Source organism: Nocardia sp. NPDC058058 (assembly GCF_042885355.1).
GTDB lineage: Bacteria > Actinomycetota > Actinomycetes > Mycobacteriales > Mycobacteriaceae > Nocardia.
The window spans coordinates 1,244,408-1,263,510 of sequence record NZ_JBHVSA010000002.1 but is presented as its reverse complement, the minus strand read 5'-3'; the positions used below and the strand labels follow the sequence as shown (position 1 = coordinate 1,263,510).

Sequence of the window (19,103 nt, the reverse complement as noted above, 5' to 3'; positions counted from 1 at the left end):
GCCCCTGTGCCACGCGATAACCCCTTTTGCCATCAGAACAGCGGCCCACGCTACCGCGTGCGTCTGAGACCGCGCTGGCAAGATTGCGGAGTTATCCACAGAAAAAGGCCTTCATCCCCAGGTTTCTGCCCTCTTTTGGGGATAAGTACCGTGGGCCACATCACATTTGATGTGGCCCGGCTATAACTCTCAGGGTTGAACGACCACCAGGGTGAACGGCCCGATCTCGGTGATCCGGAAGTGCGAGTCCGCGAACAGCGACTTCGGGAACGCCACCGTGTACCGCTTCACATTCGGATCGTTCGGGTACACGTCCTCGGACAGCCGCAGCGTGTAATCGTCGCCGGAACGCCGGAACAGGAACGCGTCCGGTGCGCGCCACGGCGACTTCGCCAGCGCGTCCCGCAACTCCCGGGGAGACTTCAACTCGCTCCACCGCTTGATCTCCGCCGAGCGCGCCGCGAAATCGGCGAGGGGGTTCGCGTAATGCGAAGTGAGCGCCTGGAATCCGTAGTACGGATAGATGGACAGGAAGCTGGTGTCGGCGGTCAGCACCACACTCTGATCGCGGGCCCGACCCGTCTGCGCCAGCAGCGCCGCATCCACATCCCGGTAGTGCGAGACCGCCGACGGCGGCCGCTTATCCGCACGCTCACCGTTGCCGTCGGTATCGGTGTAGGCCGTGGTGATCTCATTGGTCAGCACATGTGGAATCTGCTGTGCGAAAGCGACGGCGCCGATCACCGCGATCACCCCCGCCGCCAACGGCATTCGCGCGGGCTCGTTCAACACCTGATAGACGGCCCGAGCACCCTCCACGAACCCGAACGCGCCCGCCGTAGCCAGCAGCACGTACAGGATCGGCTCCAGGCGGAAGGACAGCAGCGTGGTCCCGGCCGCGGTGGCGGTCATGGACAGCAGGCACCAGAGGTAGATGGCCACGACGGCGATACCCAAAGCCTGTGCGCGACGCGAACTTCCGACCCGCAGCACCAGCCACACCGTGCCGAGCAGACAGAAGACGCCGAGCGGGGAGAAGTCGAACATGGGCAGCGGCAGCTGCGACCCGCCCTCGGGCAGATAGTGGAAGGCGGTTCCGGACTTGGGGATGGTGCCGCCGAGCAGCTTCAACAGGAACGGGAACCAGACGGTCAGCGCCAGCACACCCGCGACCACTCCGGAGGCGATCAGCCGCAACAGGATCGGCCACACCACACCCCAGCGCCCGGGCACCGCCGGTTCGCCATCCGCTCGATGCCGTTGCGCGCGTACCGCTTTGCCACGCTCGCGCAGTGCCAGGCCCGCCGCGACCAGTGCCATCAGGCACACCGCGAACACCGCGACACCGAAATACAGGGTGTAGAGCATCGCTCCCACGCCCAGGAACAGCCCCGTGCCCAGCACCGCGCCCCATCCACCGGCGGTGGCCGCCGCGGGTTCGGCGGGCCGGTACAGCGCGCCCCAGGCCAGCACCATCGCGGGGGCGAACAGCAGTACCAGCGGGGCGCTGTAGGCCTCCGGTGAGCCGTAGGCGAGTGTCACGGCGGTGGTGGCGGCCGCGACCGCGATGGCCCAGTCCGGTCGAATCAGCTTGGACCACAGCACAACCGCGATAACCGCGGTAACCGCCAGCCCGATGATGGCGAACGGCTTGAACGCCTCCCAACCCGCCATACCGGTCAGACTCGCGAAACGCCCGCCGACCCAGAACCAGCCGGCCGGATAGAAGGGCGGCAGATCGACGTAGTTCATATCGTGCAGCGCCGCACTGTCCGTCAGGCGCGTCAGATATTGAGTCCGGAACTCCTGGTCAACGGAGATGCCGAAGAGATACAGCTTGGTGGCGGCCAGCGGCATTCCCAGCGTGACCGTCGCGAATCCCGAGATTCCCACCCAGGACAGCAGTTTCGCGACCCACGGCCATTTTTCCATGCGCACCAGCACGATCGCGGCGACCAGCAGGGCCAGCGTCACCACCTGGCCGACGGTCGTCAGTGCCCGAGTCACGTTGGAGGAGTTGAAGGCGGGCCACTGGACGGTCGAGAACGCCACCAGGCCGATACCGGCGACGACCGCCGCGACGATTGCCGCCAGCGCGCCCTCGCCGAGCGCACCTCCGGCCTGCCGCACCAGCATCGCCCCCCGGCCGCCTGCTTTCTCGCTCATTCCCACTTCGCCTCCGGGTTCGCCTCCATGGACCGCTTACCGCAGCGAAGCCTAACGATCTTCGGCCCCTCATGAACTCTCGCCCGGCCGACACAGCCTTCAGAGACCCAACCCCAAGACACAAGACCCGGAAAGACAAAACCCGGAAAGACAAAAGAACCAAAGACAAAGACGCCCGGACAAGAAAAGAACAAGAACAAAAGAAACAAGACACAACAAGAAGATCTGGGCCGTGGTTCTGGAGGCGACCACAGCCAGTCACCCCGTCAGGGACGTGAGGGTCGGGCCTGAGTTGCGGAAGAGCAAGTCGGGTACGGCAGGCGAAGTAACCAGCACTGCTTCTTTGTCCGGACTGCGGAAGGGCTGGAACCGGACACGGGGCACCGGGATTGAGGTGTGGGCATGCCCGTAGAGGTGCGGACATGCCTGTAGCACCGGCAGGAAGGCTCCTGACGGTGGATACAGGTGGGTGGAACCTATTGCCGGGCTGGGCAAGCCGGGCGAGGCAATACCCAGGGTCGCTGGCGCATCCGGTTCGGCGCGCACGCCCGAGCACGGGCGGCGGGCAGTGGTGGGGCTGCCGGTGCGGTGGCCATCAACTCGTCCGGGTGATGCATGTGATTGACCTGCGGTGTCCGAGTCGGATCGATATGCGCGGGAGCGATCCAGGCGGTCCGCCCGGCGAACTTCGCACCCTTACCGAGCTTGATCGTTGTCCATCCGGTGGGGGTGTCGTTGACCAGCGCGTGGCAGTGATCGCAAGCGAGGGTGAGGTTTTCGATGTCGGTCAGGCCGCCTTTGACGAATTCGGTCACATGGTGGACAGCGGCCATGCTCGCGGGTGCGGTGCAGCCGGGGCGGGTGCACCCGCGTTCGGTGGCGATCAACGCCATCCGCTGGGCCGGGTTCGCCAAACGGGCACGACCGATATGCAGGGGCATGTCCTCGCCATCAGTGATGACCGAGAACGTCTTGCTCTTGCGGGCAGCCATTTCCAACGCCACGGCAACCGGAACGGTCCCACCCGTCGCGGTGGTGGCGACACCGGCAGCGCGCTCCACGTCGTGGATGCTCATGGTCAGGATGGTGGTGACCGGCAGGCCTCGGTGCACGCCGAGGTGGGCGGGGTGGAAGTCGGGGTGCAGCAGCGCGAACAACGCATCATGCTGACGCTGCACCGTGGTGCGCATGTCCCGCTTCGCGGCAGCCTTTACCACCTCGGGATCCAAGTTTTCGTCCACCACGAACGGGCTCTCGGGGTCGGCGGGGTTGCACAGGCCGGGCTTGGCCAGTTTGGCCAACACCGCATCGACTGCCGCGCGTGCTTCCGGGGTCAGCACCACGGTCATGGTGGACATCAAGTCAAAGCCCTGGGGGCTCAACCGCATACTGCGCATGCGTGCACGGTCCGCGTCATCGGTCAACGTGCCATCAGGATCGAGGTGGCCCAGGATCCGGTCGCCGATCTTGGGCAGCTGGTTCGGGTTCAACGCGCGGGCATGCCGGGCGAGGTGCTCTTCGGCGAGGGCACGGTCTTCGGTGGTGACCTTGTTCGGGAGCCGGTCCATGACCTGGCGAATCACGCGCACGTGGTCGAGGCCGATCGCGCCTTCCTCCTGCGCCAGAGCTGTGTTCGGCAGCAGCGGTGCCGGGGTAGAGATTTCGGCGTTGTCCCCTACACGCGGCCAGATGGCTGCTTGTTCGGCGCAGTGCCACCGGTTCAACGCGTCCCCGTGCGAAATGCGAAGTGTCTGTTGCAGAAACAGCGCCACCGAACCTGCGCCCGCGCGCTTGGGCAGTGACCGGGAGCAGGTCTGCACGACCAGATCGAGTTTCATCGCGTCGAGTTTGCGGGTGGCGGTTTCGATCTGCTGCATCAATTCGACAATGTCGTTGTCCGACACCGGGATAAGCGGCTGAGAGATCAGGGTGTCGATCGCAGCGGAAAGCGCTGATGCACTCTCCGCGATTGCGACGTTCTCCCCTGAATTCATATCCTTATTCTACTCCCGCAAAACAGACCCCGATAGTCGAATTACGTTGTGATATAAGGATATTCAGAATATTGATGTTTTATCTCCACCCCGAATACAAAACGAGCGGCAGCCGAATCGGCCACCGCTCGTTGCGTTTTCGCTCTCGCCTACACAGGCAGCTTCCGGAAGATAGGCCGCGGAATATGCCGCAGCACCATCATGATGTACCGGAAAGTCCCCGGGGCCCAGACGATTTCCTTGCCCTTCTCCGAAGCCGCGACAGCCAGCGCCGCCACGTCTTCCTTGTCCACCGTCAGCGGCGCTTCCTTCACATGCGCCGACATGCGGGTGCGGACCTGACCCGGCCGGATCACGGTCACGCGCGGTCCGTGCGGGCGCAGCGCCTCGCCGAGGCCGAGGTAGAAGCCGTCCAGGCCCGCCTTGGTGGAGCCGTAGACGAAGTTGGAGCGGCGGACGCGCTCACCGGCCACCGAGGACATGGCGATGATGCGCCCGTAGCCCTGGGCTTTCATCTTCTCGCCGACCAGCACGCCGACCGAGACGGCCGCGGTGTAGTTCAGCTCGCACGCGATGACGGCCTTGCGCTGGTCCTGCCACAGTTCCTCGGCGTCGCCGAGCATGCCGAAGGCGACGATGGCGACGTCCACGTCACCGTGCGACCAGGCCGCGTCGATGACCTTGGGGTGGGAGTCCATCTCCAGCGCGTCGAAGTCGATGACCTCGACCTCGGACGCACCGGCCGACTTCAGCAGCGCGACAGACTCTTCGCGCAGCGGGTCGCCGGGCAGCGCCGCCAGAATGATCCGCGCGGGACCCTTCTTGAGGTACTCCGAGCAGATCGCGAGACCGATCTCGGAGGTGCCGCCAAGCAGCAGAATGGACTGCGGATTCCCTACCGCATTGATCACTGAAGCTCCAGCCTTCGCGCCATATCGGACATGAAAACGCCTGTGGGATCGACACTTCGGCGGATTTTGATCCACTCGTCGATCCGGGGGTACATCTTGTGGAAGGTCTCCGCCGTGGTGCGGGAGTCCTTCGCGGTGTAGAGCCGGCCGCCGAATTCGGTGACGCGCCGGTCGAGCTCGGTGACGAGTTCGTTGAGCCCCGCCCGAATCGGGAAGTCCACGCAGATGTTCCAGCCCGGCATCGGGAAGCTCAACGGCGCCGGGTTACCCGGGCCGAACAGCTTGAAAACATTCAGCGCCGAATAGTGCCCCGACGCCTGGATATCGATGATGATCTTCTTGAACTCATCGACGGCCTCGGTCGGCACCACGAACTGGTACTGCAGGAATCCGGCCGGACCGTACGCCCGATTCCACTCCGCGATCATGTCCAGCGGGTGATAGAACTGGGTCAGGTTCTGGATCTTGCCGGTGTAGTTGCCGCCCATGGCGTAGTACGCCTCGCCGACCGAACCGAGGGTCAGCTTGTTCGCGGTGAAGCTCGGGAAGATGTTCGGCACCGTCAGCAGCTGCGGCGCGTCGAACTTCAGCGGGTTGCGCTGCTTCTTCTTCGGCAGCTCATCCACTTTGGCCAGCCGGCCGCGAGTGATGGTGGCGCGCCCCAGCTTCGGCAGCGGGTTCATCACGTCGAACCACGCGCTCGAATACGTGTAGTTCGCCTCGCTGCCATCGCTGTGCGCGGCGATGGTCTCGTCGAGGGTGCTGGTCTTCACACCGTCATTGATGAAGTACGCGGTCTCCGTCGCCACCATCTCGATGGTCGCGCGCAGGATGATGCCGGTCAGCCCGTTGCCGCCGACGGTCGCCCAGAACAGCTTCGCGTTCTTCTTCGGCCCGATGGTCGACACCTTGCCGTCGGCCGTCAACAGGTCGATGGACCGCACGTGATTGCCGAACGAACCCTCGGAGTGGTGGTTCTTGCCGTGGATATCGGAGGCGATGGCGCCGCCGATGGTCACCTGCCGCGTACCCGGCAGCACCGGAACCCACAGCCCGAACGGCAGCGCCGCCTTCATCAACTGGTCCAGGCTGACCCCGCCGTCCACATCGACGAGGCGCGAGTCCCGGTCGATGCGGTGGATGCGGTTCAGCGCGGGCATGTTGATGACGAGCCCGCCCGAGTTCTGCGCGTGGTCGCCGTACGAGCGGCCGAGGCCGCGCGCGATGACGCCGCGGCGTAGATGCGCGGGCTTGGAGTCGTTGTCCTCGGCGACCATGGCGACCGCCTTGGCGATCACCTCCGGATCACTCGTCGACAGGACTTCAGACGTGGTGGCTGCGGTGCGACCCCATCCGGTCAGGCGGCGGGTCTGCGTGGGCAGTTCATAGGAACCGTTCGACGCTGCGTCCGCACCCACACTCGCCGATTTCGTATCGGGAGCGGCCGTGGTGGTGGTCTGAGCTTTCGTGGACATCGGGATAGAGGCTACAGGCATAACCGTCTCGAGGCTTGTGTCCTTCGTCCCGGGCGATACCCTCATGCCTTGTGACCGCGGAACCCCATCTGCCCCTGCCGCCCGAGCTGCCCCTCGTCGACGAGCCGGGCGGTACGGACGTCGATCTGAAGACCCAGATCATCCGCTTCGGTGTCACCGGCGGCCTGTCGGCCATTGTCGACTTCGGCCTCTACACGCTGCTGTTCAAGGTGTTCGGCCTGCCGCTCCCGGTGGCCAAGGCGATCAGCTTCATCGCGGGCACCACCACCGCCTACCTGATCAACCGCCGCTGGACCTTCAAGGCGGAGCCGAATCGCAACCGCTTCATCGCGGTCATCGTGCTGTACGCGGTGACCTTCGGCCTTCAGGTCGGCATCAACTCGCTCTGCTATTACGCCCTGCCCGATCAGTGGTGGCGAATCTGGCTGGCGTTCTGTGTCGCCCAGGGCACCGCGACCGTGATCAACTTCATCGTCCAGCGCGCGGTCATCTTCAAGATCAACTGACCCGCTCCGGCACGTGGCAGGGTGAATGCCATGGCGGTTCAACTATGACTCGGTCGGTACTGGTCACCGGAGCGTCACGGGGGATCGGCCGCGCTGTCGCGACCGTGTTCGCCGAAGCGGGGGATCACGTCGCGGTGCACTACTCCTCGCGGCGCGAGGAGGCGGAGCGGACCCTCGCCGCACTGCCGGGACAGGGGCATGCGCTCATCGGCGGCGACATCTCCACCCCCGACGGCGCGAAACCGGTGGTGGACACCGCGATCGGCGCGCTCGGCGGGGTCGACGTGCTGGTGAACAATGCCGCCGTGAATCTGGCGCAGCCGGTGGCCGAGACCTCCTACGAGCAGTGGCAGCGGATCTGGCGGCAGACCGTCGACGTCAATCTGATCGGCACCGCGAACGTGTCATTCCTGGTGGCGCGGAACATGATCGATCGCGGCGTACCCGGCCGGATCGTCAATATCGGATCGCGCGGCGCGTACCGCGGCGAACCCGATCACGTGGCATACGGCGCGACCAAGGCCGGAGCGCAGTCCCTGGCGCAATCGCTCGCGGTCGCGCTCGCCCCCTATGGAATCGGCGTCGCGGCGGTCGCTCCCGGCTTCGTCGCCACCGAACGGGTCGCGGAGCGGGTCACCGATGCGGTGCAGGCGCAGAGCCCCTTCGGGCGGGTGGCCGAACCGCACGAGATCGCGGCGGCGGTGCGCTATCTCGCCTCGCCGGAGGCGATCTGGAGTTCGGGCACCGTGCTGGACGTGAACGGAGCCTCACACCTGCGCTAGCGCCGCAACGGGTCGACAGTCGACCGGGGCTCAGTAGTCGACTAGGGCACCGGATTCGGCTTCGGCCTTCGCGCCGAAGTAATCGCCGCCCTTGGCCCGCACATTGTCGGTGCCCCATTGCACGGCCTCGCGCTGGGCGGGCACCAGATGTGGAATGTGCTTGCGGCAGTGGATGTATGCCTCCTCGACATCGACCACTACCCAGCGTTCGGCCTGCCGGCCGCGCTCACCCGGCGGCAGCTCGGGCACACAGCGGCGCATGAGCGTGTCGTCCACGATGCGGGCGGTGCCGTTGATGTGCAGCCCGATCAGATCGCGCACGAAATCCACCAGCAGGATGCCGATGTGCGGGTTCTCCAGCATGTTCCCCAGGCTGGCGAGCACCCCGTTGCCGCGATACTCCGGATAGGCGAGCGTGCGGTCGTCGATCACATGCAGGAAGCCCGGCTTCCCGGCGCGAAAGCTGTTGTCGCACTCGCCATGTTTATCCGAGGTGGCGATGAAGGCCATATCCATCCGGCCGATGAATTCGATCATCTGCGCATTGAGCCGATTCCGGACTTGATCGGAATAGAACCGGTCGGCTCGCTCCTGGGTGCCGTAGCGTTCCTGCAGTTCCCGCTCGCCGTCGCTGCCGTTTCTGATACCGGGCATCGTCCGACCCCTTTGGTAGCTGAATACCGGATGAAAAGAGGCTCGGCCACGAACTCAGGCCATCCGAAATGCTATACGGTTTAGCTATTTTCGTCCGGCGAATGCGCGAGAACAAGGGTCTTCGGACCCTTAACCACCGGTATGCCGGTAATCCCCCTTACCGCCCGCGCGCCAGCCGCGCCCGGTCCAGCACCAGCACCGAACCCCGTCCGAGCCGCACCACGCCCGCCTCCTCCAACTCGCGCAGCACCTTGTTGGCCGTGGCCCGCGTGGTCCCCGCCATGGACGCCAGATCCTCCTGGGTGAGCCGGATGAGCGCGGGCTTACCGTCCCCGTCGCCGTACACCGTCGCCAGATGCGCCAGCCGACGCAGCACCCGCGTCTCCACCGGCAGGTACAGCGCCTCCAGCACCGCCGCCGATAGCCTGCGCACCTGCGCCGCGAGCGAAGTGGTGAGGAACCGTTCCACCTGTGGATGCTCGCGCCGCAACCGCTCCAGCTGGGTGCGGTTCAGCGTGAGCGTCTCACCGTCGGTGACCGCCACGATGGTCGCGGTGCGCCGCGCGTCCGGGCTCAGCAGCGCCTGCTCACCGAACATCTCACCCGGCCCGAGAATGGTCAGGGTGGCCGAATTGCCCAGCGGCGTGGTGATGCGCACGACGTAGCGCCCGGACAGGATCAGGTGCACGCAATCGCCGGGATCGCCCTCGTGGCAGACGATATCGCGGCGGCGGAACCGCCGCGGCGTGCACGCCGCGATGAACTCCCGCCGTTCCTCCGGCGAAAGACCTTCCAGCAGTTCGAATTCCGCCACTACCTCACCGCAGTCCGTTCAGCCGGTACACCGTCACCGGCAGGCTCTTGCCCTTGATGTCGAAATCGCCCAGGTTCGTCACCTGTGCCCGATCGCCGAGCCGCTGCCGGGTGAGCGGCCCGATCGCCACCGTGCCCGGTTCGGCCAAACCCTCCAGGCGCGCGGCCAGATTCGTGGTGTCACCGATCGCCGTGAAATTCCGCATCTCGCGCGCACCCACATTGCCGACGATGGCCGGGCCGGTATTCACCCCGACCCGGAACATCGGCCACTCCAGCGCGGTCGCACCGCTGGCGCGCTTGATCTGGACGGTGTCGCCGGTGCCGACCCGGCCGTATCGCACCGTCGCCTCGTCGGCCGGATCGGACCCGGTCTGCCCGGACGGTCCGGTGCGCGCCCCTCGTCCCGGGCCGCCGGTGGGTCCCGGGCCGGTGGGTCCCGGCATTCCGGGCTGCCCCGCCGTGACGTACGCCGTGCCCTGGCGTTCGCGCACCCCGGCCGTCGCACGCTGGATCGCCAGCCCGGCCCGTGCCGCGCGCAGCGCGTGATCGGGTTGGCGCACCGGGGCATTGAAGATCGCCATCACCGCATCGCCGACGAACTGCACCACGGTCCCGCCCTCGGCGAGGATCTCCGGGACGATCACCCCGTAGTAGGTGTTGAGCATGCGCATGACCTGCACCGGACCGGCCTGTTCGGAGAACGGCGTGTACCCGCGCAGGTCCGCCATCAGCACGCTCACCTCGTGCACCTCGCCGCCCAATCCGGCTTGGGACGGGTCCGCCAGCAGTGCCGTAGCCACCTGCGGTGACATGTACGACCGGAACAGGCCGTCCAATTGCTGATAGAGCCGGGCGTTCTCGAGTGTCACCGAGGTCTGGCTGGCGAACGACTGTGCCACCGCGTGTTCGGCGGGTCCGAGCTGCGCCGGTGTACCGGGTCCGGTACGCAGCAGTTCCAGCACGCCGGTGCGAATTCCCTTGACCGTCAACGGGTATACGAACGCGGCGGGATTCGGCGGCTGCCCGTCGCTGAAGTGCAGCCGCCCGTGCCGCAGCACGCCGATCCGAACCAGATCGCGGTCGAAGGCGTGATTGGCCAATTGCTGTATCTCGGTGAGCATTTCATCCTCACCGCGAATTACGTTGGCGCGCTCGCCGACCGCGACCAGCGCGCCCAGCCGGCGCACCTGTTCGCGTTCGTCACCGAGCGCCCGCGCGCTCTGCTGCAGCACCGCCACCTGCCGCTCGGTCAGCCCGAAGCGGCGCGAAAGTTCCTGTCCCACAGCGCCGAGCGGCTCATCGGCGGGCACCCCGCCGCTACCGCGCTGATCCAGCGCGATCACCATTTCCTCCAGCGCCCGCGCGTAATCGCGCTGGATGGCGGCGAGGGTGCTGCGCTGGGTGATGCTGTCGAACAGTCCGCGCGCGGAGCCCTCCCGCCGGAAGCTGCGATGCGCGCTGATCGCGATGAGCGCGAACGCCACCCCGAGCAGCACGTGCCATTCCCACCAGGACAGCCGCCAGCTGCGCCCGAAGCCGACCGCGAACATGGCCTCGGCCAGCAGTACGAACGAGGTGAGTACGCTCAGCAGGATCGTCGACCGATTGCGCAGGTAGAGAAAGGCGTACGCGCCCGCGGCCACCAGATAGCAGGCCCCGCCGACGAAGGCGGCCGCCACCAGCGGCCCCTGCACCTCGTCCGGATCGGGCACCGAATCGAACGGCGGCACCCGGGTCAGCGAGGCCAGTGCCCACACCGCCATCAAAGTCAGAGGCAGGGCGGCGAGGAGCTCGGTGAAGCGGTGCGCCCGCGCGGTGGGCCCGTACTCCACGACCGAGGCCAGCGCCGCCAGCCCGCCAAGCACCATACCGACTGGGACGGCTCCGGTGAAGCCCACATTCGGTTCGGACAGAATGACACCCGGTGTGGCCAGCGCGTGCAGCCCCAGAAAACCCGAATTCACTTGGAACACCAGCGAAACCAGGATCAACCGCATATCCCGGTGGGCGCGGGCGGCGCGCAACAGCAGCACCCCGAGCCCGAGCGACAGCACTGCCGCCCCGAGGATCAGCCAGAAGTGCACACCGCCGTCCATGTACATGTGATCCAGCGGCGGATGCGTGATCAACAGCAGCAGTCCGGCGGCGGGCAGCGCCACGTGCACCGCCCACAGCGCCACCCGCGATATCGAAATCCGGCCGGTGTCAACCGCGGTCACGGCGCGCCCCTCTCCACCCGAGCGGCCGGCATACCCGCCCCGCTCGGTCTCACGATCGTTCTGTCCGTCCGGTGTCTCAGGCGGGTGTCAGCGTCACCGGCACCCCGTTGAACACGGCATTCCCGGACGGTGCGTCCACCAGCGAATCATCGGTCAGCGCATTGGCATTCACCCCGGCGTGCGCCCGCGCCACCGACTGGTCGGAATCACCGTGTCCCCAGCCGTGCGGCAGGCTCACCACGCCCGGCATGATGTCCTCGGTCGGCTCCAGATCCACCGTGAGCGCGCCCGCGGCGGACTTCACCACCGCATGCCCGTCCAGTCCGAGCCGGGTCATATCGTCCGGATGAATATGCAGCGTGCACCGATTCGCGCCGCCCACCAGCGGCGGGACATTGTGCAGCCAGCTGTTGTTGGACCGCAGATGCCTGCGCCCGACCAAGACCATCGCGGGCGCGGCGTCCGCCAGCCGCTCATGCAGCCGCGCCACATCCGCCAGCAATGCCTCCGGCGCGAGATCCACCTGCTTCGACGCGGTGAGCAACAACCCCGGCAGCCGCGGCTCCAACGGCCCCAGATCGATCCCGTGCGGATTATCCAGCAGCACTTGTAGATTCAGCCCGGTCCGAAACACCGGATGCGCAGGGCTTTCGGCAACATCGCCGCCCGCGTGTGCGCTGTCGCTTCCGTCGGCATCGTCGCCCCTGTCATCCCGGCGTGCTTGTGGCCGGGATCCACCCGGTGATTCGACCGGCCGCACCGGATCGACTGCCCACTCGCCATACGGACCGAGCCGCACCATCATGTCGATGCGCTGTTCGATGGTGTTCTCGCCCAGCAGTTCCGACCGCCGTTCCGAGAGCCCGGCCTTGTGCAGTGTCCCCGCGATCACGAATTCATCCACGGCCGCAAGCGGATCCACGCCCGGCTGTGTCTCCTGACCGGTGATCGCCAGCGCCAGCCGCGCCATGATCTCGGATTCGGAGAGCTCATCCGGGCCCAGCGGCAGCAGCGGCCGCGAGTAGCGCGCGTAGTTGTGCACGGCGAAATTGAGCAGCGCGAAATCGTAGTGCGGTGATTGCAGAATGCGCGGCGGCGGCAGGATCACATCGGCGTGCCGGGTGGTCTCGTTGAGGTAGCGGTCCACGCTCACCATGAAGTCCAGCCCCGCGAAGGCATCTGCCAGCCGCGGCCCGCTGGGTGCGGACAGCACCGGATTGCCCGCGACCGTCACCATGGCGCGGATCTGCCCGTCACCGGGCGTGAGGATCTCATCGGCCAGCGTCGCGACCGGCAGCTCGCCCATGGCCTCGGGCAGTTCGCGCACCCGGCTGTTCCAGCGGCCGAGCCGGAAGGCTCGGGTGCGGACGATGCCCAGCGCGGCTCCGTTGGCGAACATGGCCCCGCCGGGCGAATCCAGATTGCCGGTCAGCGCGTTGATCACATCGACCAGCCACTGCGTCACGGTGCCGAATTCGGCCGTGCAGGTGCCGATGCGCGCGTAGACGGCGGCGGTCGGTGCGGCGGCGAGTTCGCGCGCGAGCCGGACCACGGTATCCGCGGCCACCCCGGTGCGCTCGGCCACCACCTCGGGGGTGAAAGGTGCTGCGGCATCGCGTACCTCGTCCAGTCCCCGGACCGGTACCCGCACATCGGTCAGATCTTCCGCGAACAGCGTCCGCACGATCCCGAACAGCAGGTACGCGTCACTGCCCGGCCGCACGAACAGATGCTCGTCCGCGAGTTTGGCGGTGCGGGTGCGGCGCGGATCCACCACCACGAACTTCCCGCCGCGCTGCCGCAGCGCCTTCAACCGTCCCGGGAAGTCCGGTGCGGTGCACAGCGATCCATTGGATTCCAGCGGATTCGCGCCCAGCATGAGCAGATAATCGGTGCGATCCAGATCCGGCACCGCCACGGTGAGCGGATCGCCGAACATCAGCCCCGACGCCACCTGCTTGGGCATCTGATCGGAGGTGCTGGCGGAGAACAGGTTCCGGGTGGCCAGCGCCCGAATCAGCAGCGGCACATACAGCGCCCCCGCCACCGTATGCGCGTTCGGATTGCCGAGATACAGCCCCGCCGACTGATTCCCGTGCGCGGCGGTGACCTGCGGCAGCCGCTCCCGAATCACCCCGAACGCCTCATCCCAGCTCACGGCCCGCCAGGTGTTCGTGGCGCGATCGCGAATCATGGGCGCGGTGAGCCGATCCGGATCCTCGTCGAGATGTCCGAGCGTCGCGCCCTTGGGGCAGATGAAACCCCGACTGAACGGATCCGCCTTATCGCCGCGTACAGCCGTCACGTGATCATCGGCGTCGAGCGTGATCTCCAGCCCGCACACCGCCTCACACAGCGGACAGGTGCGCGGCAGGGTCCGCGAGGTGTTCATGGCGGGGGTCATACCTCATCATCGCGCGGTGGCACGACAACGGAAACAGCAACGCGTCAACTGGGCATCAATTGCGAGTGTCGGTTTTCCGACACACTGACCGTGTCGGTGGAGACAGACGCGGCCCGGCCCCCGCGACCACGCTTGCCACATGCGGTTTTTGGAGCGAACACAAGCACTCGAGGTCCTGCGCGCGGCCTGGGCGGACATCGCCGCGGGCACCGGATCGGCGGTCGTGCTGAGCGTGGGCGGTGAGACCGGCGTCTTCATCGCGCTGCCGGACACCCCCGGGCCGCCTCCGGGCGCCCGGTCCGATGCGACCTTCCCCCGGCCCGTTCCGAGTTCGCCGCCCGTCTCTCGTACGGTGCCCGGACTCACCGACCGCCAGCAGGACGTCCTGGACCTGCTGTGCGCGGGTCTGACCAATGCCGAGATCGCCGAATACCTGGTGCTGTCGGTCCGGACCGTCGACCACCATGTGTCAGCCATCCTGCGCGTCCTCGGCGTCCGCAATCGGCGCGCGGCGCGGGCCAAGGTGCTCGGCGATGAGTCGCCGGTGCAATCGGGTCATCCCACCGGCCCCAGAGCGGCTCTCACACATCACAATTCACACCCGTCACGCCGACTGCGCAGTGCCTGAATAGTTTCCACTTCCAGATACGCCAAAAACCGCGGATGCCGGGGAGCATCCGCGGTTCTGCGGTTATAGCTATCGACTACTGCCGATAATGTCTATTCACATGTGACGCCGGGTCATTCCCCTCAGGAAGCGATGCGGGTGCTCTGCGGCTTGACTCCGCCTTTGGCGGCGGCGCGCACCGCGGCCGAGATGGCGACCACCGGCGGGACCCAGCGGGCCTCGTGCGGCGCCACGCCCCAGCAGGCCGAACCGTCGAACAGCTGGGTCGGCGGCAGCGGGATGCCCGCACCGTCGGTGTGCACGATGGCCCCCGCGGCGCGCAGCGCCTCGATGGCCATGGCGGCCTTGCGCAGCCCCGTGACCAGGTGGATCTCGCGGCGCTCGGCGCCCGGGATCTCGATAATCGGCCCGGTCAGATCATTGGCCCGCAGATACCGGCGGACGAAGGCGGCGGTTTCACCCGTTACCTCGATGCCCGACAGGTTCTCATCGGTGACCAGGCTGATGCCATTGGCCGTTTCGGCGACCGTCCATCCACGCTCGGTGTACTCCTGCGCAGAGGCGGCCAGTGCTGCCGCCATGACGGAAGACGAAAACGTCGTTCGCACTGGTTTCTCCATTCCCCGGTAGATCTATGTCCTGCTCTGTGCGGGGTATCGGAACGAGACGTTCGTTGCGTTACAGGGTTGTTTTCCCCCGATATGGTTTTTCCCTCCAAAAGAGACGGCTCGTCCTTGTTCGTGGCGCGACTGTGTCGGTGGCCCATCTGTGACAGGTCCGGGGGAGGGGCCCGCTGCCTGCGAAGACGCCGTCAGGAGGTGTATCGCCCCGGCTACCCCGGAATGCAACATCCAATCCCGGAGTGTTCTAGAACACACTGTTTCGATCTGTCCCAGAAGGGGGATAGCGATGAGACTTCGCATGGTCGAAAAGGTCTGCGGGAGAGGAGATCGGCGGCATGTCGGACCAATCGAACGGGAAGACACCCGGACTCGATGAACTCGAGGTCGAGGAGTTCGAGATCGGGCGGTGGGCCGCGTTCAAGGACTCCGCGGCCCGGCGCATGACCCGGCGGCTGGAACAGGAGGCCGTGGTCGACGAGGAGCCCGTCGAACCCTTCGCCAGCCCAAGCGCTTTCGGCTCCTGGAGCCTCGAGGCCATTCGCGCGCTGCTGGACGTGCAGTTCCATCGCGCCGCCACCCGCACCCTGCTGCCGCTGGCCTACATCTTGGGCCTGGCAGCCGCTTTCGCCATCCCGATCGTGGGAACCATTGGGCTGTGGCGGGTTTCGGCCTGGCTGGGCATCGTCTTCGCGGTGGTCTTCGCGATTCCACTGGGCCTGACCATCGCCGCGGTGGTGCGCCTGCTGCTGGAGTTCGTACTCAACGCCTCACGGCTGGCAAGCCGGGTGGAGCACATCGCCGAGATGGGCGATGACCTGTTCCAGGCCCTTTCCGACGTGGCCGAACCGGTCAATCAATTGTCGGAAGATGTTCGCGCCGTGCAGTTCTGGCGCTTCGGGAGACGGTCGTCGCGCAAGTAATTGTGCAACAATGCGAGCGCAAGACTCGTAAGGGGGAGGGATGGCACTACCGCAGGGGATCACCGGATCCACCATGCCGCGGCGGCAACTCGGCCGTCACCTGCGCGACCTGCGCAATCGCGCCCGGATGACGACCCGGGTGGCAGCGCAGCGGCTGGAATGGTCCGAAGCCAAGATCTGGCGCATAGAAACGGGGCAGACCTCACTGCGCAGCCTCGATGTCGAGGCCATGTGCCGCATCTACGGTGCGCCCGAGGATGCCATCGAACCGCTCACCGCCCTGGCCCGGGAAACCAAGGCGCGCGGCTGGTGGACCGAGTTCGGCGATGTGATCGACGAGGGGTACGAGGTCTACATCGGGCTCGAAGAGGCGGCGGCCCGGCTCACCACCTACGAAAACGAGCTGGTACCCGGGCTTTTGCAGACCGAGGCGTATATGCGCGCGGTGCTGGCCGGAGCCAATCCGGGCATCTCCGCCGAGCAGATGGACCGGCGCGTGCGGGTGCGCACCGCCCGGCAGTCCCTGCTCACCCGCGCCGAATCGCCGGTGCACCTGGACGTGATCATCTCCGAGGCGGTGCTGTGGCATCGCATCGGCGGCGATGAGGTCACCATCGGCCAGCTGGACAAGCTGCGCAAACTCGGTGAGCTGTCGAATGTGCGGCTGCGGCTGCTGCCCGCGGACTGCGGCTACCACCACGGTATGGATGCCGGGCGGTTCGTACTGCTCGAATTCCCTTCCACCGCAACCGAACAGACCGAACCACCGGTGGTCTACGTGGAATCGCTGACCGGGGCGTCCTACCTGGACAAGGAACCCGATGTGGAGCGCTATCGCGAGGCGTTCGCGGCCGCGGCCACCATCGCGGTGGACGCGCTCCCGCTGATCGAGACGATCCGCGCCACGGTCTAGCTGACCGACCCCGTCATCCCGGCGCGCTTGTTGGCCGGGATCCGCAGCGGCACAGTGGATCCCGGCCAAAACATGCCGGGATGACGGGCTGCTATTCGCTGAGCGACTGCTCCAGCACCTCGCGGTGCGTCGGCGCGGCCTCACTGTGCAGTTCGCGGCCCTTATCGGTGAGGCATACGAAGATTGCCCGCCGATCCTCCACGCACAGGGTGCGGCTGACCAGTCCATCGCGTTCCAGCCGCGCCACCGCGCGGGAGAGCGCGCTCTGACTCAGGTGGATGTCGTTGGCCAGATCGGCCATCTTGTAGCTCTCGACACCGGCGTCCATGAGCCGGTCGAGGGTTTCGAATTCGCTGAGCCCGAGGTGGTGGCGGCCTTGCAGTTCCTTCTCGAGGGCGCAGGAGGTCGTCGCGTGCCGGGCGAGAAGATCGCGCCACTGAGCTACTAGAGCATCAGGAACGACCTGTTCGACAGTCGTTGTCGGCTTCGGCATGGCCGCCATCTTAGTGCGCGAGCGCAACCCATGCAACTGCATTAAATGTTTGGACAACATATGCGTGTGCATGTACTGTCCTCTCTCGTGACTTCCACAGACCTACGCCCCGCAGTGAGCACCGCGGCAGACTCCACGCAGTGGACGCTCCGGCTCTGGGGCATGCTCATCACCCTGTGCATCGTGCTGTTCCTCGACGGCCTGGACGTGTCGATGATCGGCGTCGCCCTCCCGTCCATCGGCACCGAACTCGACCTGCAGACCTCCACCCTGCAGTGGCTGGTCTCCGGATATGTCCTCGGCTACGGCGGCCTGCTGCTGCTCGGCGGTCGCACCGCCGACCTGCTCGGCCGTCGCAAGGTCTTCCTGATCGCCCTGGCCGTCTTCGCCATCGCTTCTCTCGCAGGCGCTTTGGTGAGCTCCGGCCCGCTGCTGATCCTGACCCGGTTCATCAAGGGCTTGGCCGCCGCGTTCACCGCGCCGACCGGACTCTCCATCATCACCACCAACTTCGCCGAGGGCCCGGCCCGCAACAAGGCGCTGTCCATCTACACCGTGTTCGGCGCGGGCGGCTACTCCATGGGCTTGCTGTTCGGCGGTCTCATGACCGGTCTCGGCTGGCGCTGGACCTTCCTGCTGCCCTTCCCGGTCGCCATCGCGGCCCTGATCGCGGCCTTCTACCTGGTGCCCAAGGACGGGCCCGCCGAAGAGGGCGGTCACGATCTGCTCGGCGCGCTGCTGTCCACCTCGGGCATGCTGCTGCTGGTCTACACCGTGGTCTCGGCTCCCGAAGCCGGTTGGGCCTCGGCGCGCACCATCATCTCGTTCCTCGCGGTCGCCGCACTGTTCGCCGGATTCGTCGCGGTGGAGAAGCGGGTGCGCTACCCGCTCGTTCGCCTCGGCATCCTGAAGAAGCCCACGCTGTGGCGGGCCAGCCTGGCCATCATCGCGGTCGCCGGTTCGTTCTTCAGCTGGCAGTTCATCACCACGCTGTACCTGCAGGACACCCTCGGCTGGTCGCCGCTGAAGCTCTCGCTGGCGCTGCTGCCCGTCGGCCTGCTGGTGGTCGCCTCGGCGTTCGTCTCGGACAAGCTGGTCGATCGCTTCGGCACCGGGCCGATCATCGCGGTCACCATGACCATCATGGCCATCGGCTACCTGATGTACCTGCGCATCGACACCGCACCCGCCTACCTGACGGTGCTGCTGCCCGCCGTACTGCTGGTCGGCATCGGCTGGGTCGGCTTCCCCGCCATCAACATCCAGGCCACCAGTGGCATCGATGACGATGAACAGGGTCTGGCCGCGGGTGTGCTGCAGACCGCCATGCAGGTCGGCGCCGCCATCGTGCTCGCGGTGACCACCGCGATCATCTCCTCCGGATCGCACGCCGACACCAGCCCCGCCGCGGTGCTCGACAACTACCGTCCCGGACTGGAATTCGCCGCCGGTGTCGCCATTGTCGGCGCGCTGGTAGCCCTCACGGTCTACCTGCCCAAGCGCAAGGCGCGTAAGACCGCCGCGGCGGAGCCGGAGGTCGCACTGGTCGGCTGAGACACCGGGCCGACGCCCGCCGCT

General features: G+C 66.6%; 16 protein-coding genes. 6 read left to right on the top strand and 10 right to left on the bottom strand.

The features are described 5' to 3' along the window. Window positions 1-189: 189 nt before the first annotated feature. The 4 genes from ACFVUS_RS20550 to ACFVUS_RS20535 all read right to left on the bottom strand — a co-directional run bounded on the left by ACFVUS_RS20550 (window position 190) and on the right by ACFVUS_RS20535 (window position 6,552). On the bottom strand, window positions 190-2,166 hold the full coding sequence (locus ACFVUS_RS20550; protein WP_387768328.1) for a galactan 5-O-arabinofuranosyltransferase: 1,977 nt from the start codon (window positions 2,164-2,166) through the stop codon (window positions 190-192). 476 nt (window positions 2,167-2,642) lie between these two features. Next, window positions 2,643-4,160 carry a DUF222 domain-containing protein gene (locus ACFVUS_RS20545; RefSeq protein WP_387768325.1) on the bottom strand — a complete coding sequence of 506 codons (1,518 nt, stop codon included), beginning with the start codon at window positions 4,158-4,160 and terminating at the stop codon, window positions 2,643-2,645. A 149-nt stretch (window positions 4,161-4,309) separates the two neighbouring features. Further along, window positions 4,310-5,071: a decaprenylphospho-beta-D-erythro-pentofuranosid-2-ulose 2-reductase gene (locus tag ACFVUS_RS20540; protein WP_387768322.1), complete on the bottom strand. Its 762-nt coding sequence runs from the start codon at window positions 5,069-5,071 to the stop codon at window positions 4,310-4,312. Beyond that, entirely contained in the window at window positions 5,068-6,552 is a 1,485-nt protein-coding gene (locus tag ACFVUS_RS20535; RefSeq protein ID WP_387770053.1) for an FAD-binding protein, read from the bottom strand. The genes ACFVUS_RS20540 and ACFVUS_RS20535 overlap by 4 nt, the downstream gene beginning before the upstream one ends. A 65-nt stretch (window positions 6,553-6,617) precedes the next feature. On the opposite strand from ACFVUS_RS20535, the gene ACFVUS_RS20530 reads away from it, so the two are divergent. Together ACFVUS_RS20530 and ACFVUS_RS20525 are read left to right on the top strand one after the other, a co-directional pair. After that, the gene (locus tag ACFVUS_RS20530) at window positions 6,618-7,073 is read left to right on the top strand and encodes a GtrA family protein (protein ID WP_387768319.1); all 456 of its coding nucleotides are present in this window, start codon (window positions 6,618-6,620) and stop codon (window positions 7,071-7,073) included. A gap of 44 nt (window positions 7,074-7,117) precedes the next feature. Further along, complete coding sequence (locus ACFVUS_RS20525; protein ID WP_387768316.1) at window positions 7,118-7,855, top strand: SDR family NAD(P)-dependent oxidoreductase; 738 nt, start codon at window positions 7,118-7,120, stop codon at window positions 7,853-7,855. A gap of 30 nt (window positions 7,856-7,885) precedes the next feature. On the opposite strand, the gene ACFVUS_RS20520 is transcribed toward ACFVUS_RS20525, so the two are convergent. The 4 genes from ACFVUS_RS20520 to ACFVUS_RS20505 form a co-directional block, all read right to left on the bottom strand. Then, window positions 7,886-8,509 (bottom strand): pyridoxamine 5'-phosphate oxidase family protein, encoded by a 624-nt coding sequence (locus tag ACFVUS_RS20520; protein ID WP_387768313.1) that lies wholly within the window; start codon window positions 8,507-8,509, stop codon window positions 7,886-7,888. A 157-nt stretch (window positions 8,510-8,666) separates the two neighbouring features. Then, window positions 8,667-9,323, bottom strand: coding sequence for a Crp/Fnr family transcriptional regulator (locus ACFVUS_RS20515; protein WP_387768310.1), 657 nt, complete (start codon window positions 9,321-9,323; stop codon window positions 8,667-8,669). 4 nt (window positions 9,324-9,327) lie between these two features. Beyond that, window positions 9,328-11,544 carry an adenylate/guanylate cyclase domain-containing protein gene (locus tag ACFVUS_RS20510; protein ID WP_387768307.1) on the bottom strand — a complete coding sequence of 739 codons (2,217 nt, stop codon included), beginning with the start codon at window positions 11,542-11,544 and terminating at the stop codon, window positions 9,328-9,330. Window positions 11,545-11,620: 76 nt separating this feature from the next. After that, window positions 11,621-13,936 (bottom strand): molybdopterin-dependent oxidoreductase, encoded by a 2,316-nt coding sequence (locus ACFVUS_RS20505; protein ID WP_387768304.1) that lies wholly within the window; start codon window positions 13,934-13,936, stop codon window positions 11,621-11,623. 151 nt (window positions 13,937-14,087) lie between these two features. On the opposite strand from ACFVUS_RS20505, the gene ACFVUS_RS20500 reads away from it, so the two are divergent. After that, window positions 14,088-14,576, top strand: coding sequence for a LuxR C-terminal-related transcriptional regulator (locus ACFVUS_RS20500; RefSeq protein WP_387768301.1), 489 nt, complete (start codon window positions 14,088-14,090; stop codon window positions 14,574-14,576). A gap of 122 nt (window positions 14,577-14,698) precedes the next feature. On the opposite strand, the gene ACFVUS_RS20495 is transcribed toward ACFVUS_RS20500, so the two are convergent. Then, the gene (locus tag ACFVUS_RS20495; protein WP_387768298.1) at window positions 14,699-15,196 is read right to left on the bottom strand and encodes a hypothetical protein; all 498 of its coding nucleotides are present in this window, start codon (window positions 15,194-15,196) and stop codon (window positions 14,699-14,701) included. A gap of 338 nt (window positions 15,197-15,534) precedes the next feature. Between ACFVUS_RS20495 and ACFVUS_RS20490 the strand changes: the two genes are divergently transcribed. Both ACFVUS_RS20490 and ACFVUS_RS20485 read left to right on the top strand, forming a co-directional pair. Then, window positions 15,535-16,119, top strand: a complete 585-nt coding sequence (locus ACFVUS_RS20490; protein WP_387768295.1) for a DUF4282 domain-containing protein — start codon at window positions 15,535-15,537, stop codon at window positions 16,117-16,119. 40 nt (window positions 16,120-16,159) lie between these two features. Next, the gene (locus tag ACFVUS_RS20485) at window positions 16,160-17,032 is read left to right on the top strand and encodes a helix-turn-helix domain-containing protein (protein ID WP_375961872.1); all 873 of its coding nucleotides are present in this window, start codon (window positions 16,160-16,162) and stop codon (window positions 17,030-17,032) included. Window positions 17,033-17,123: 91 nt separating this feature from the next. On the opposite strand, the gene ACFVUS_RS20480 is transcribed toward ACFVUS_RS20485, so the two are convergent. Further along, window positions 17,124-17,525, bottom strand: coding sequence for a MarR family transcriptional regulator (locus ACFVUS_RS20480; RefSeq protein WP_387768291.1), 402 nt, complete (start codon window positions 17,523-17,525; stop codon window positions 17,124-17,126). A 60-nt stretch (window positions 17,526-17,585) separates the two neighbouring features. On the opposite strand from ACFVUS_RS20480, the gene ACFVUS_RS20475 reads away from it, so the two are divergent. Continuing rightward, complete coding sequence (locus tag ACFVUS_RS20475; RefSeq protein ID WP_387768288.1) at window positions 17,586-19,079, top strand: MFS transporter; 1,494 nt, start codon at window positions 17,586-17,588, stop codon at window positions 19,077-19,079. The last annotated feature ends 24 nt before the right edge of the window (window positions 19,080-19,103 follow it).

Bases quoted from the DNA above. Each gene is read 5' to 3' on its own strand.
- ACFVUS_RS20500 (WP_387768301.1), top strand. From the start codon at position 14,088: ATGCGGTTTTTGGAGCGAACACAAGCACTCGAGGTCCTGCGCGCGGCC.
- ACFVUS_RS20475 (WP_387768288.1), top strand. From the start codon at position 17,586: ATGCGTGTGCATGTACTGTCCTCTCTCGTGACTTCCACAGACCTACGC.
- ACFVUS_RS20525 (WP_387768316.1), top strand. From the start codon at position 7,118: ATGACTCGGTCGGTACTGGTCACCGGAGCGTCACGGGGGATCGGCCGC.
- ACFVUS_RS20550 (WP_387768328.1), bottom strand. From the start codon at position 2,166: ATGAGCGAGAAAGCAGGCGGCCGGGGGGCGATGCTGGTGCGGCAGGCC.
- ACFVUS_RS20520 (WP_387768313.1), bottom strand. From the start codon at position 8,509: ATGCCCGGTATCAGAAACGGCAGCGACGGCGAGCGGGAACTGCAGGAA.
- ACFVUS_RS20495 (WP_387768298.1), bottom strand. From the start codon at position 15,196: ATGGAGAAACCAGTGCGAACGACGTTTTCGTCTTCCGTCATGGCGGCA.
- ACFVUS_RS20505 (WP_387768304.1), bottom strand. From the start codon at position 13,936: ATGAACACCTCGCGGACCCTGCCGCGCACCTGTCCGCTGTGTGAGGCG.
- ACFVUS_RS20485 (WP_375961872.1), top strand. From the start codon at position 16,160: ATGGCACTACCGCAGGGGATCACCGGATCCACCATGCCGCGGCGGCAA.
- ACFVUS_RS20480 (WP_387768291.1), bottom strand. From the start codon at position 17,525: ATGCCGAAGCCGACAACGACTGTCGAACAGGTCGTTCCTGATGCTCTA.
- ACFVUS_RS20490 (WP_387768295.1), top strand. From the start codon at position 15,535: ATGTCGGACCAATCGAACGGGAAGACACCCGGACTCGATGAACTCGAG.
- ACFVUS_RS20545 (WP_387768325.1), bottom strand. From the start codon at position 4,160: ATGAATTCAGGGGAGAACGTCGCAATCGCGGAGAGTGCATCAGCGCTT.